This is a genomic window from Sphingobacterium sp. UBA1897, from assembly GCF_002337775.1.
GTDB lineage: Bacteria > Bacteroidota > Bacteroidia > Sphingobacteriales > Sphingobacteriaceae > Sphingobacterium > Sphingobacterium siyangense.
In genome coordinates this window covers 332,820-347,009 of record NZ_DDGR01000001.1, presented here as the reverse complement: position 1 = coordinate 347,009, position 14,190 = coordinate 332,820, and the positions used below count along the sequence as shown (strand labels likewise).

At 41.9% G+C, this 14,190-nt stretch carries 14 protein-coding genes; 8 read left to right on the top strand and 6 right to left on the bottom strand.

The window, feature by feature from the left end:
* A partial coding sequence (locus B4N43_RS01485) for a hypothetical protein (RefSeq protein ID WP_286732406.1) occupies positions 1–205 on the top strand: 205 nt, incomplete at its 5' end.
* A 43-nt stretch (positions 206–248) separates the two neighbouring features.
* Here the strand turns inward: B4N43_RS01485 and B4N43_RS01480 are convergent.
* Entirely contained in the window at positions 249–1,421 is a 1,173-nt protein-coding gene (locus B4N43_RS01480; RefSeq protein ID WP_286732404.1) for an acyl-CoA dehydrogenase family protein, read from the bottom strand.
* A gap of 125 nt (positions 1,422–1,546) precedes the next feature.
* Here B4N43_RS01480 and B4N43_RS01475 point away from each other — a divergent pair, with 125 nt between their 5' ends.
* A complete protein-coding gene (locus B4N43_RS01475) occupies positions 1,547–3,076 on the top strand; it encodes an aldehyde dehydrogenase family protein (RefSeq protein WP_286732402.1) in 1,530 nt (509 codons plus the stop codon).
* A 19-nt stretch (positions 3,077–3,095) separates the two neighbouring features.
* A complete protein-coding gene (gene lat, locus B4N43_RS01470; protein ID WP_145327145.1) occupies positions 3,096–4,385 on the top strand; it encodes an L-lysine 6-transaminase in 1,290 nt (429 codons plus the stop codon).
* A gap of 60 nt (positions 4,386–4,445) precedes the next feature.
* Here the strand turns inward: lat and B4N43_RS01465 are convergent, their stop codons facing one another.
* From B4N43_RS01465 to B4N43_RS01455, 3 genes are all read right to left on the bottom strand, one after another.
* Positions 4,446–5,213 (bottom strand): suppressor of fused domain protein, encoded by a 768-nt coding sequence (locus B4N43_RS01465; RefSeq protein WP_198386028.1) that lies wholly within the window; start codon positions 5,211–5,213, stop codon positions 4,446–4,448.
* Positions 5,214–5,291: 78 nt separating this feature from the next.
* Positions 5,292–5,696, bottom strand: a complete 405-nt coding sequence (locus B4N43_RS01460; RefSeq protein ID WP_286732400.1) for an energy transducer TonB — start codon at positions 5,694–5,696, stop codon at positions 5,292–5,294.
* Between the two features lie 115 nt (positions 5,697–5,811).
* Positions 5,812–6,795, bottom strand: a complete 984-nt coding sequence (locus tag B4N43_RS01455) for a hypothetical protein (RefSeq protein ID WP_088160133.1) — start codon at positions 6,793–6,795, stop codon at positions 5,812–5,814.
* Between the two features lie 222 nt (positions 6,796–7,017).
* Between B4N43_RS01455 and B4N43_RS01450 the strand changes: the two genes are divergently transcribed.
* From B4N43_RS01450 to B4N43_RS01435, 4 genes are read left to right on the top strand one after another with little or no spacing between them, the layout of a single operon-like run.
* Complete coding sequence (locus tag B4N43_RS01450; protein ID WP_075990935.1) at positions 7,018–7,524, top strand: GbsR/MarR family transcriptional regulator; 507 nt, start codon at positions 7,018–7,020, stop codon at positions 7,522–7,524.
* A gap of 4 nt (positions 7,525–7,528) precedes the next feature.
* A complete protein-coding gene (locus tag B4N43_RS01445; protein ID WP_088160132.1) occupies positions 7,529–7,891 on the top strand; it encodes a hypothetical protein in 363 nt (120 codons plus the stop codon).
* A 4-nt stretch (positions 7,892–7,895) separates the two neighbouring features.
* A complete protein-coding gene (locus B4N43_RS01440) occupies positions 7,896–8,276 on the top strand; it encodes a hypothetical protein (protein WP_075990933.1) in 381 nt (126 codons plus the stop codon).
* 27 nt (positions 8,277–8,303) lie between these two features.
* On the top strand, positions 8,304–9,194 hold the full coding sequence (locus B4N43_RS01435; protein ID WP_286732398.1) for a TIGR01777 family oxidoreductase: 891 nt from the start codon (positions 8,304–8,306) through the stop codon (positions 9,192–9,194).
* Positions 9,195–9,245: 51 nt separating this feature from the next.
* On the opposite strand, the gene B4N43_RS01430 is transcribed toward B4N43_RS01435, so the two are convergent.
* Together B4N43_RS01430 and B4N43_RS01425 are read right to left on the bottom strand one after the other, a co-directional pair.
* Positions 9,246–11,357 carry a type IA DNA topoisomerase gene (locus tag B4N43_RS01430; protein WP_286732396.1) on the bottom strand — a complete coding sequence of 704 codons (2,112 nt, stop codon included), beginning with the start codon at positions 11,355–11,357 and terminating at the stop codon, positions 9,246–9,248.
* Positions 11,358–11,467: 110 nt separating this feature from the next.
* On the bottom strand, positions 11,468–12,826 hold the full coding sequence (locus B4N43_RS01425; protein ID WP_286732394.1) for a deoxyguanosinetriphosphate triphosphohydrolase: 1,359 nt from the start codon (positions 12,824–12,826) through the stop codon (positions 11,468–11,470).
* A 250-nt stretch (positions 12,827–13,076) separates the two neighbouring features.
* Here B4N43_RS01425 and B4N43_RS01420 point away from each other — a divergent pair, with 250 nt between their 5' ends.
* The gene (locus B4N43_RS01420) at positions 13,077–14,135 is read left to right on the top strand and encodes an aldose epimerase family protein (protein ID WP_286732393.1); all 1,059 of its coding nucleotides are present in this window, start codon (positions 13,077–13,079) and stop codon (positions 14,133–14,135) included.
* Positions 14,136–14,190 lie beyond the last annotated feature (55 nt).

Here is a 14,190-nt window from a genome sequence, read left to right as displayed (position 1 = left end):
GACCCCGACATGGAGACAGAATCCGCTTACGATGGACACACCTTGCTCACAGGGCGAACCTAAGACCTATCTAAACCCTGTCCAGGCTCTTTCAGAGTCAAACATGAGTCGCACCGCAGCCGAAAACAAGTCGAACTGGATCCGACCCCCTGCCGTAGAAATAACAAAGAATAACCAAAAGACAACAACACTCGGACTCGCATAGGATACATGAGCCGAAAAGCTCCGTTCCGCAACAAAAGTTTACATTATGAAAAAGCGTTCAGCCCCGTAATATCTTGTCCCGTGATTAATAAATGAATATCATGTGTCCCTTCATAGGTAACTACAGACTCTAGGTTCATCATATGCCGCATTATTGGAAAGTCACCAACAATCCCCATTCCGCCAAGGATCTGCCTAGATTCACGCGCAATCTGCAGCGCCATATTCACATTGTTCCGTTTTGCCATGGAGATCTGCTGTGGCGTGGCTCGCCCCTCATTTTTGAGCTGCCCTAAACGCCACGACAACAACTGCGCCTTGGTAATTTCCGTCAGAAATTCCGCTAGCTTCTTTTGCTGCAATTGAAAACCAGCAATTGGTTTATCAAACTGATGTCGCTCCAACGCATAATGAACAGCAGTTTCATAACAGTCTATTGCTGCTCCAATCACCCCCCATGAAATTCCATAGCGGGCTGAATTCAAACAGGAAAGCGGTCCACGCATTGAATTTACAGCAGGAAGCACATTTTCCGCAGGGATATAAACATCATGAAAAACCAATTCACCTGTTTTGGAAGCGCGCAACGACCACTTATGCAAGGTCTCTGGCGTTTCAAAACCAGCCATTCCACGCTCAACAATTACTCCTCGTACTTTTCCGGACTCATCTCGTGCCCAAACGACGGCAATATCACAGACAGGCGAATTTGTAATCCACATCTTTGCCCCATTTAATAAAAAACCATCTCCTTTTGCCGTCAATTTCGTTTCCATTCCACCCGGATCAGATCCATGATTAGGCTCAGTAAGCCCAAAAGAACCGACCAACTCGCCGGATGCTAACCGCGGCAAATATTTACGGCGCTGCTCCTCACTACCATAGGTATAAATCGGAAACATCACCAAAGAGGATTGCACCGATGCTGCAGAACGAATTGCCGAGTCACCGGCTTCCAATTCCTGCATAATCAAACCATAGGAAATCTGATCCAATCCCGCCCCGCCATATTCAGCAGGAATATAAGGCCCTAAAGCTCCAATTGCTCCCAATTTAGGCATCAAGCCCGCAATAGCACGGTGCTCCTGCGCCGCGTCTTCAATAAAAGGCTTAATCTCTGTTTTCACAAAATCACGGACAGACTGCCGTATCAGTTTATGTTCTTCGGACAATAAATCGTCCACTTGGTAATAATCGATATTAATCTGTTTGATCATGATATAGTCTACATTAGCTTATCTAAGATAACGATTATTTTTCACTGAACAATATTCAGCACAAACTTGTCAATAAAAAATTTATTTCATATATTTAAACTATTCCACGAATAAAATAAACCATTATGATAAAAGCAGCGCTTAAAACACTTGGAATATCTTCTCAGAATTTAGGATCATCAACTGGACAACAATGGTTTTCTGAGGGTAAAGAATTCGAATCCTTTTCACCTGTCGATGGAAAAAGCATTGCAAAGATAAAAGGCAGCAATCGTCAGGACTACGAAGCGGTCATTAAGCAAGCCGGAGACGCTTTTTTACAATGGCGCCTACTACCTGCCCCAAAAAGAGGAGATATCGTTCGCCAATTGGGTGACAAGCTCCGCGAGCTTAAACCCGTTCTCGGAAAATTAGTTTCCTATGAAATGGGTAAATCTTACCAAGAAGGCATGGGGGAAGTGCAAGAGATGATCGATATCTGTGACTTCGCGTTAGGCCTATCTCGCCAACTTTATGGTAACACCATCCATTCGGAACGCCCCGGGCACCGCATGTATGACCAATATCATCCTTTGGGTGTTGTAGGTATTATTACAGCATTCAACTTCCCGGTGGCGGTATGGGCATGGAACACCGCCCTCGCCCTGGTCTGCGGCAATACTGTCGTCTGGAAACCCAGCGAAAAAACACCGCTATGTGCCATAGCTTGCCAAAAATTACTTGCAGAAATCCTACACAGCAACGGGCTGCCCGACGGAATATCCAACCTCATTATGGGCGACAGAGAAGTTGGCGAGTGGCTTTCGGCAGACAACCGCATCGCTTTGATTTCTGCAACAGGATCCACGCGCATGGGAAAAGAAGTCGCCGTCGCCGTAGCACAACGCCTCGGTAAAACACTTTTGGAACTCGGTGGAAACAATGCAATCATCGTTACTCCAGACGCAGACTTAAAAATGACCATCATCGGCGCTGTATTTGGTGCCGTGGGTACAGCCGGACAACGCTGTACGAGTACCCGAAGACTTATTATCCATGAGCACATTTATGACAATGTCAAAAAACAACTGACCAAAGCTTATGGTCAGTTAAAAATTGGTGACCCTTTGGACACGAAAAATCATGTAGGACCATTGATCGACAAAGCCGCCGTAAAATCATACTTAAACGCACTGGACAAAATTAAAACACAAGGGGGGAAAATGCTGATCAAAGGAAAGGTACTTGAAGGCAAGGGCTATGAAAGTGGCTGTTATGTGCAGCCTGTCATTGCCGAAGTCGAAAATCATTATGAAATCGTACAGCATGAGACCTTTGCCCCTATTCTTTACTTAATCAAATACAAGGGAGATATCAGTGCGGCCATAGACCTACAAAACAGCGTCGCACAGGGATTGTCTTCTGCCGTCATGACGAACAACCTACGGGAAGCCGAGCTATTTCTGAGTGCTGCTGGCTCTGATTGCGGTATCGCCAACGTCAATATCGGCACATCAGGAGCCGAAATCGGAGGTGCTTTTGGAGGCGAAAAGGAGACTGGCGGAGGTCGGGAATCTGGGTCAGATGCCTGGAAAGCCTATATGCGCCGTCAGACAAATACCATCAATTATACGACTGACCTACCGTTGGCACAAGGTATCAAATTTGATTTATAAACCATTTACACACAAAATTATGAGCAACGTACATGAAAGATTAAGCAAACATATATTGGCCGATGGATTTCCTTTGGTTATGGATATGGAAAAATCCCATGGTTCTTATGTCGTGGATGAAAATGGGGATGAATACCTCGATATGTTCAGTATGTTTGCCTCCATGGCCGTGGGTTACAATCATCCACATTTGGTAAAACAACGTGACTTCTTAGGCAAAATGGCCGTCAATAAGCCAGCTATGTCTGATATTTACCCAAAAGAGTTTGCTGATTTTGTCGACACGTTTGACCGGGTAGCCATACCGAAAGAACTCTCCTATGCCTTTTTCATATCAGGCGGAACACTCGCCGTGGAAAATGCTTTAAAAGCTGCCTTTGACTGGAAAACAAGGCTTAATTTTGCACAGGGGATACAAAAGGAAGCCAGCCAGGTCATTCACTTTAAACAGGCTTTTCATGGCAGATCCGGTTATACCCTGTCCTTAACAAATACACAAGACCCCAGAAAATACCTTTATTTTCCAAAGTTCAACTGGCCACGCATTACCAATCCGAAGTTGAGCTACCCCTTAACAAGCGAACATATTGAGCAGACCATTACTTTGGAGGAAAAGGCTGTCTCAGAAATACGCCAAGCCCTTGCCGCCAACCCCAACGATATCGCCTGTATCATTATTGAACCGATACAGGGCGAAGGTGGCGACAACCATTTTCGAAAGGAATTTTTCGTACAGCTTCGTCAAATCTGTGATGAAAATCAGATTCTATTGATTTTTGACGAAGTACAGACCGGATTGGGTATTACGGGGAAAATGTGGGCTTACCAACATTACAACGTAATTCCCGATATCATTGCCTTCGGCAAAAAAGCACAGGTATGTGGTATACTGGCGAGTAAGGAAAAATTTGATCAGGTGGAACATCATGTCTTTAAAGAGTCCAGTCGTATCAATTCAACATTTGGTGGTGATTTTATGGATATGCTCCGCTTTAAATTAATTCTTGAAGTCATAGAACAAGAAAATCTCGTTCAAAATGCAGCAGAAAAAGGGCACTATCTACAAGATAAGCTCCAGGAACTGCTAGTGAAAAAACCGCAGCTGTCCAATTTACGAGGAGAGGGTTTATTCGTTGCATTGGATTTCACATCGGAAGCTGCACGCAATGAATTTATCAAAAATGCCTATGCAAATAAACTGATTATGTTAGGCTGTGGAGAGAAAAGTATACGTTTTAGACCGCACCTTAATGTGAGTTATGAGGATATCAATAAAACGATAGCAATTATAGAAAAGAGTATTTCCTAAAAAATAAGCAATGCTAAAAAGCTTCAATGTAGCCTATAGTATTGCTTATTTTTTTATAAACTATCTATCTCTACATACATTGGGACGGTCAATATCGACCAGTTCTGAAATTCCATACTCATCAAACAGGTCTAAGAGTGCATCTGTACCCTCTTCAAGTTTGTAATCCATCTCTTCTTTATATACAGGGATCATTGCATAAAAATTGATCAGATTACCATCTTTGGTCTTTAACTCCAAAAATTCCTCATCAAAACTTAGCATAGGTGGAAGCAGCAACATACAACCGAAACCTGTATTTGCAATATCCTCGGCTTCCATCCCATTGGGAATGGTATGCCCATATCCCAACCAGGTTTTGTACTCATGTGGAAACCGCGCTAATCTTTTCAAAAAGTAGACCGGCCAATAATTGTTGTCATCCTGAAATTCCTCTTCTCCGATCTTCCAATCTGCGGGCAACACGACCATCAGCTCCGCCCGTTCATAAGACTCTTTGTTTTCCACTTCATCTGGAACATGCATAGCCAAATCACTCATGCCTGAAGTAACCAATATATGGAATGGATAGTTTGCACTTGGTTTAATCCAATGCACATCGATATGAACAAGTTCGGAGATAATTTCATGGAACACCATATCGGGTTCGGCAATATATTTGGTCAAATGCTCCTCGATTTCATCCAGATAAACACATTGTACCTCCGGAAATAGGTTTTTTGGATCCTTATCATCAGATTGATCTTCATAACGGTAGACCGTAGACCCTCCAGCAGTAATTTCTGTATCTTTTTTTTCGGACGGAGATTCTTCCTCTTCGCCGCTCATAATTTTTTTGACTTTATCCCAAAATGACATATTATCTTATAAATGGTGAAAATTTTAGCGATTATTTTCTATTCAAATTTATTCAATTACAGCTACTACAGGCTGTCTAAATCTTGTTTTAACTGGTTTTCCTTTGACCTGTCCCGGCATCCATTGTGGCGATCTGCGCATAGCAGATAACACAGCCTTTGCAAACTCGGGACTCACTTTATCGGGATTCTCGATTTCAATATTACAGATCGCTCCATCTTCACAAACAATAAATTTCAGCATTGCCGTCTGCCGAGATCCATATTTTGCATAGGCCACACTGTCCATTGCCCTGATTGTTCCCGACAAATCCAGGTTATTTTGCAAAAATCTGGACCAGGCCACCACCCCGCCCTTGAAATAGGGAAAATCATCAACGTTCTGTGCAATACTGTCTGCAGGAATATCCCGTTTAGCAATCACTTGTGCACTTGCAGAAGTACACAATACCATAAAAAGTAGAATTGAAAAAAAAGTCTTAAATCCAGTTAAATACATAATCTATCCTATCCATAATCGTACCATTTAACGCTTGTATAAGATAATTTATTGCTTTAAATCCTCCGGACTAATTGAGCGGCATAGCAACCTCTGCATTAAACGCCCCTGTTTCATCAACAAGAAAACTGATCGGATGCTCCGGATTTTTAATAATCTCGAATAAAGTCAATCCCCAAGGTTTCCAAAAATTTTCCAAAACTTGGCCATAAGTCTTATTTTGCCAATGATCAAAGATAGGTTTCATCGACATATCCGCTAATGGCATAGGTTCAACATAGACTTTTTGCGGGGTGTTTAGATAGGTATAATCTGGCAGACGATTAAATAAGTAGGCTGAATAAAAATAGCGTGCACACAATTCTTCAAACTGGATCGGGTGTAATGTTTTGCCCGCAATGACTTTGAGAATATCTTCGTGATAAATATTGTTTGTCGCATTATCTTGAAGACAGGCAACTACAGCAAAGTCCTTCATACGGATCGAGAAGATCAATGTATTGATTTCATCACGATACATAAATGTATCCGGTGCATTCTCAACAGGTACAACAACCAATGAAAATGGGAATGTATTTTCAAACTCCATCGGTACAACCAGAGACTGTAACATCGCATGTAGATTCGTAAAACGCTGTGCAAGCGCCTGAGAAAAGTTCATATCTTCACCAGAAGCTTTTTGCTGCTGAATTCCCGCAAGAATTTCATTAAAAACCACCCCATAGATGATTTTTGTCATCCATTGAAACAATAGTAATGGATCCAGCTGTTTGACGGCTTCATAGCCTTGTTCAAACGACTGTTCTACCGCACGCTCCATTTGCTCAATAGCTTCGGCTGCAGCCATGGAACACGGTAGTTTCAACGATTTGTAAGTAACCAGATTCTCATCCAGCATTTTAAAAGGTTTATCTTCCAATTGAAAAGATTTCATCATCCATACAGGAAACACCTGAATGGATTCTTCTTCCGACTGAAGCTTATTCCCTGTTAAAAAACAAATATCTGAATCAAACTGAAATTGTTTGAATGGATTATACAAAGTTGTCGCCATAATGCTGGCAAAGTTAAAACAAATCGAAAAGTCCGCAAGAAAAGCAAATTCTTATTACGATATGGTGACTTGCATTCTTAAACTTATTTTATTTTCAGAAATTATTGAAAATTCAAAAACTTTAAATACCTTTGATATAGGCAATCACAAAAAGGATGGGAAAGCCGATCGGTTCAATAGTCCGATAAAAATAAATTGAGGTATTGGCAAAATAAAAGCACGATGGAATTACAAGAAGCAAAACAACAGTTCATAGACACCTGGGGCGCATTAGGTTCTGAATGGGGGATCAACAAATCTGTTGCTCAGGTTCATGCCCTACTCCTTTCTGCAAGCAATCCCATGTCTACAGATGAGATTATGGAAAAGTTAGTGATCTCCCGCGGGAATGCCAATATGAGTATCCGGCAATTGATCGATTATGGTATTGTCTACAAAAAACATATTGCTGGTGATCGAAAGGAATATTTCGTCGCAGAGAAAGAGGTCTTAAAATGGGCGATGAAAATTGCAGTGATGCGTAAGCAGAAAGAGCTTGACCCCGTAATGGATATTCTAAAGGATATAAGCCAGAATACCGAAAAGGACCAGACTGCAGAAGGTAAGGAGTTCCATAAAACGGTAAAGGACATCCAAAATCTGACGGATCAACTCGAAACTATTGCCAACAAGATTTTCAATACAAGCGGTGGAGATTTATTAATCAAATTGATCAAACTAATGATGTAGCGTCATGAACTTCAATATCCTAGCGTACGCAATCTACGGCCTGCTCACCTGTTATATTATTCTTTGGGTCGGTCGGTTATTCCATAAAAATGGCCGGATTTTCATCCTATCGCTTTTCCGCCAGGAGGTCAACTTGGCCGATACGACAAATAATCTATTGCTGCTTGGATATTACCTACTCAACATCGGCTATGCAATCCTGCAGTTTAGTTATTGGCGACAAATTGAATCATTTGATGAAATGATCTGCAGCATTGCCTTTAAAACAGGACGATTACTTTTTGTCCTTGTTGGGTTACATTACTTCAATATGCTCAGTATTTACTTCTTCGCAAAAAAAAAGAATTCATTAACCATTAAACATTAATATCATGGGAAATTTAACAGTTATCGGGTACTTTATCTACTTACCCATTGCAATAGGATTAACCTATTATGTTGCCTACGTGCTTTTTAAAAATAGCATTGTTTACATGAATGATATCTTTGCCGGTAGGCCGGAGGTAGCCCATGCGACGAATAATTTATTTCGCATTGGATTCTACCTCATGAATTTGGGATTTGCACTCTACATACTTGAAATCAGCCTGTACAAGCCGAGCATTCAGGAACTTATTGAGCGCCTGAGTTATAAAATCGGTGGATTTAGCATATATCTTGGTGTAATGCTCTTTCTTAATATGTTTCTCTTCTTTAGAGGCAAACGGATTGCAAAACAACGAAGAAACATGGATACAACCTTCAATGCATAATTAAAACAGACTGTAAATACACTTGCCATGAATAAAATAGTCATCGCTGGAGGAACAGGTTTTGTTGGACAATATCTTTCCGAGAGATTTCGTACATTAGGCTATCAGGTGATCATCATTGGCCGTCGGCCGGGCAATATCCTTTGGACCGATCGATCCGCTATTTCCGATTCACTGGAAAATGCAGCGATGCTAATCAATCTAGCCGGAAAATCTGTCAACTGTCGGTATAACGAAAAAAATAAGGCCGAAATATTTTCCTCACGAACAGCAACGACTACGCTTCTCGGCGAGCTCACAGCAGGCTGTACCAATCCACCAAAGCTATGGCTAAACGCGAGTACCGCCACCATCTATCGTCACGCCGAAGATCGTCCAATGACAGAAAATTCGGGGGAGATCGGAACAGGTTTTTCCGTTGATGTTGCAACATTATGGGAAAAAACCTTTTTCGACTTCAAATCGGAAAAGACAAGACAGGTGGCGCTTCGGATGGCGATAGTTTTGGGCGCAGATGGAGGGGTCATCCTTCCTTTTAAAAATCTTGTACGTGCCGGACTAGGGGGTATACAGGGAAATGGCCGGCAATATTTTAGCTGGATTCATATTGAAGATCTATTTCAGCTTATTCTGTTCTTAAAAGGTCATGAAGATTTGTATGGTGTCGTCAATTGTGCGGCACCCAACCCGATTATGAATAAGACTTTTATGGCAACTTTTCGACAGGTAATGAACCGTAAAATTGGCCTACCATCTCCAAAATTGCTACTGGAAATAGGTGCGGCTTTAATCGGGACGGAGACAGAGCTGCTTTTAAAAAGCCGTTGGGTATTACCTGAAAGGTTGGAGAACAGTGGATTTACCTTCAAGTTTCCAACGATTTCAACAGCTTTGCAGGATATTCTGCAGCGAGGATAAAAACCAAAAAGTTAAATACGTGGGGTAAACCAATACGTGGGGTAAACCAAATTATCCCACGTTAACCTTGAAATTTTCAAATACAAGTGGCGCAGTGACAATAGTGCCCTCGTTATTTTTTACGCCTTTAAACTCGGAGGTTTTTCCTTTCTCCAATAGGTTCTTCATCTCTTTTTCGTCCAGAAAGATACCATTTAATGTCCGCCAGATCTTAAAATCACATCCACGGGCATAATGGTCGCACTGGGCCACTTTATCGTAGAGCAAAATCAATCCCTTATCACATTTCGGACATTTTATCTTTCCTTTTTGTTGAGGTTTAACTTCCTCTTGCGCGAGAGAAATCCGCAGTGTCAACAATTCTTTTGTGATTTTGGCGGTATAGTCCTTAATATGTTTCATAAAAACATCATAAGACACTTTATTGGCCCGCATTTCCTCCAGCTTCTGCTCCCATTTACCGGTCAAGGTTACTTTGGCAATGGAACGATCTTTTACAAGATTGTATACCGCAAGCCCCTTTTCCGTTGGAATCAGTTTTTTCTTGTCGCGCTTAATATAATCACGTTGGAAAAGTGTTTCGATGGTTGCAGCACGCGTAGCAGGTGTACCAAGTCCACAGTCCTTCATAGCCTGTCGCATCTCATCGTCTTCAATTTCCTTTCCCGAGGTTTCCATGGCCTTCAATAACGAAGCTTCGGTATGTATGGGTCTTGCTTTGGTAAAACGTTCGGCAAGTTCGAGGGTCAGAATCTGCAATAATTCCTCGGCTAATAGCTTCGGTAATTGCGCATTTTCGTTATCCTGATCGTCATTGTTTTTATCTTCATCAGGCGCTTCGATCTGCTCCGCGGAAAGACGCCAGCCGTATTGCTTGATCACAGTACCTTTGGCGATAAGTTCAACTCCCTGCGCATCAATTGTCACGGTGGTAATATCTTTTATACAAACTTCCGAGAAACTTTCCACCATACGCTTGGCAATCATATTGTAAACGTTCTGTTGCTCTTTGAGCATGGGCCCCGGCTTTTCATCCGTCACCAACAAGGCATGGTGATCAGTTACCTTTTTGTCATCGACAGAACGTTTGTTCAATTTTGCGCCGATCAGATTTTTTGCAATAGACGCGATGGATTCATCTGCGGTATCTGCTAAATGTTGAAAAAGTGCGCCAATTTCTTCAAAAACATCCTCACCGATGTAACGGGAGCCCGTACGCGGATAAGTGATGACCTTCTTTTCGTAAAGTGTTTGCGCAATACTCAGTGTCTGATCTGCCGAATAACCATATTTTTTATTTGCATCCTGTTGCAGCGATGTCAAATCAAATAGCAAGGGTGGCTGTTCTTTTGTTTCTTTGGCTTCCACCTTTGCCACACGGGCATTGGAACCAACGGTCAATCGCGCAATGGTTTGCTCGGCAACATCCTTTTTATCGATCTTATTGGAGGTTGCCTTAAAACTGATATTGTCTTTTTCAAACCCGGCCTGGATTTTATAAAATGCCTGGGGTTTAAAATCTTTGTTTTCCAGATAGCGTGAACAAATCATGGCCAAAGTTGGCGTCTGTACACGGCCCAAAGAAAGTAATCCTTTATTTCCCGCCGCCAAGGTGATGGCCTGCGTCGCATTGATACCGATGAGCCAATCTGATTCCGAACGTGAGCGGGCAGACATATATAGGCTATCGTATTCCGCACCTGCTTTCAGATTGGCAAATCCTTCTTTAATGGCCTTATCTGTTTGACTCGATATCCAAAGGCGTTTAAAAGGAACTTTAGAACCCAAAAAATAGTATATATTACGAAAGATCAACTCCCCTTCCCGTCCAGCATCGGTAGCCACAATGATTTCTTCGGCCTGTTCTAAAAGGGATTTTATGGTGTTGAGTTGCTTAACTGCTCCGCTATCATCCATCTGTTTGCCATCACGCTTCACTTTCTTTGACTCCAGCTTAAATGTTGGTGGAATGATCGGCAAGTTCGAGATTGTCCACGAATTGTATCCGTAAGCCTGTGGCGTACAGAGTTGAACCAAATGACCAAAAGCATACGTAAAAGCATAGCCATTGCCGGCGATATAACCGTCTTTGACTTCCTTCGCCCCCATCACTCGAGCTAGATCACGCGCCACGGAGGGCTTTTCAGCAATTACAACCTTCATTTTAGATATGAGATGTTAGATTTTCGATCCGAGACTAGCTGTAATGCCCGAGGGTATTACAGCTAGTCTCAATTTAATATTGATGTTTTAACCCTTTACCTTAAACGTCCCTATTCTATGGATGGTATCGTTATTCCTTTGATTTTACGATACAGCTCTATCGCATAAACATCAGTCATACCTGAAACAAAATCCAATACACAACGAATTTTCGAATACGAATCTTGTTTGTCCGTATAAAATTGTTCAGGAATTAACGCAACTAGCTTTTTATCGTAATTGTTCTTGTTCTTCTTCAGGTATGCCGGAACAAATTCTTTCAATAGGGCATCCATCACCCTGTAGCCAGCAATCTCAATCTGTACAACTGTGGGTGCATTATAGATTTTTGCAATGGAAATCTTCGAGATTTTGTTCATTTGTGTAACAATATCTTCATCTAGGGCATCCATCAACGCTGATCCGAAAGTTCCTGACAGAAACTTGTCCTGTTCACGTACAAAGACATCAACACATCCTTTAATCAAGGTATTGATCGCTTTGGCACGTAACAATGCTACGCGACTTGGGGTATCCAGCAATCCATCGAGTCTGTCACGAAGATTTTCTTTACCACATAGTGGCAATAGTAATTCTTCGACTTCCTGATAGGACAATATTTTAAGATGATGAGCATCTTCTAAGTCAATAATATTGTAACAGATATCATCTGCAGCCTCCACGAGATAAACCAGGGGATGTCTCAGATAGCCCTTTGGATTAGAGGGATCTTTTAATAGTCCCAATTCATTGGCAACCTTCTCAAACGCCTTTTGTTCTTCTGTAAAAAAGCCATATTTCTTGCGGTGATGGCTCTTCTTAAGGTGGCCATCAATTGCCAAACAGGGGTATTTTACAATGGAAGCCAGCGAAGTATAGGTCAATGCAAAACCTTTGGGATCCTTGCCCTGGAAGGCATGCGTCAAAATCCGCAGGGCATTTGCATTTCCTTCAAAGTGGGTCAGATCTGCCCATTCTTCGGCTGTGACCTGCTCTTGGTATTTACGTCCATCTCCATCTGTGAAATACGTAGATATGGCGGATTCACCCGAGTGGCCAAAGGCTGGGTTGCCCAAGTCATGTGAAAGACATGCCGCCGAGATAATATTTCCGACTTCTTGCAAAAAGGGGTAATCATTATCCAGGTTTGGATTTTCCTCTTTCAGCTGCGCATAAAACATACGCCCCAAAGAGCGGCCCACACTGGCAACTTCTAGACTATGAGTTAATCTATTATGCACGAATACAGCGCCGGGAAGTGGAAAAACCTGCGTCTTATTCTGTAATCTCCGAAATGGGGATGAAAAGATCAAACGATCATAATCCCGTTGAAATTCCGACCGGGCCACAAGGTAACTATCTACGCTCCGATCTTCGTAACCCCAGCGCTTTGCAGAGAGCAAATCTTTCCAATTCATTTTTTCAGACATAGCGCAAACTTAGATAAATTTGCCTTTAAATACAATTATAATCATAGAAGAACGATTCGGAAATTACCCGAATGACTGTCCGTATATCGCTATATATTACTCCTGTTATTCACCTATTCAGGAGTCATTTTTGCAACATTATCGATGATTGCATTTCAAAATGACAAATTTTACATACAGCTGGTATCAAAGTCATTTTTATACAGGTTATATTCTGTATCTTTAACCTAAATACCAATAGGGATCCATCATGACGAAATATCAAACACTTATTCCAAAACATTTTGAAGGTACAATCGAAGGCAAAAACACGCATTTGCTCTTATTAAAAAACGAAGGCGGCATGCAAGTACTCTTAACGGATTACGGTGCACGTATTGTCAGCATTTTGGTACCTGATAACAAGGGAAATTTAGTGGATGTTGCACTGGGGTTCGATTCCATTCAGGCGTATTTGGATTCTGATGAAAAATACCATGGCTGTACTGCCGGACGTTTTGCCAATCGCATTGCTGATGGCAAATTTGAGCTCAACGGAAAACAGTATACGCTTCCGCAAAACAATGGCAATAATTGTCTTCATGGCGGTATTTCGGGCTTTCATGATAAGGTTTGGGACAGAAGGGTAACTTACCAATCGCACGTCGAATTTTATTATGTTTCCCCAGATGGTGAAGAGGGCTTTCCAGGAAACTTAAAAGTTATGGTTTCTTATACCCTGACCAGAAATAACGAGATCATTATCAAATATCACGCGCAATCGGATGCTGATACACACATCAACTTGACCAATCATACGTACTTCAATCTGGATGGGGAAGGCAGTGGCGACGTATTGCAGCAGATCCTTCAGATCAACTCAGATGAGGTCTTATTTGTTGACGACAACCAGATACCAAATGCAATAGTACCTGTGGAGGGCACCGCCTTCGACTTTCGCACCCCCAAACCAATTGTTCAAGATATTACTGCAAATAACGAACAATTGATCGCCGCCAAAGGCTATGACCATTGTTATGTCAACAACCAGCCTATTTCGCAGCCTTGTGCAACAGTTTATTCAAAAAACACGGGCATTCAGCTGGATGTTTTCACAACGGAACCGGGTGTACAACTCTATACAGCAAACTGGATGACGGGAAATGATTTTGGCAAAAGAGGTTATAAGTATCTGCCTTACGCCGGATTCTGCCTGGAAACACAACATTTTCCGGATACGCCCAATCAGGCGGAATTTCCTTCAACCCTGTTAAAAGCGGGCGAATCGTTCGACTCCGAGACACATTTTAAGTTCTCTATAAAAAAATAAGAAAAGAATACGGCCGGTAAGCATGTGCTTATCGGCCGTATTATATTGATGTGCT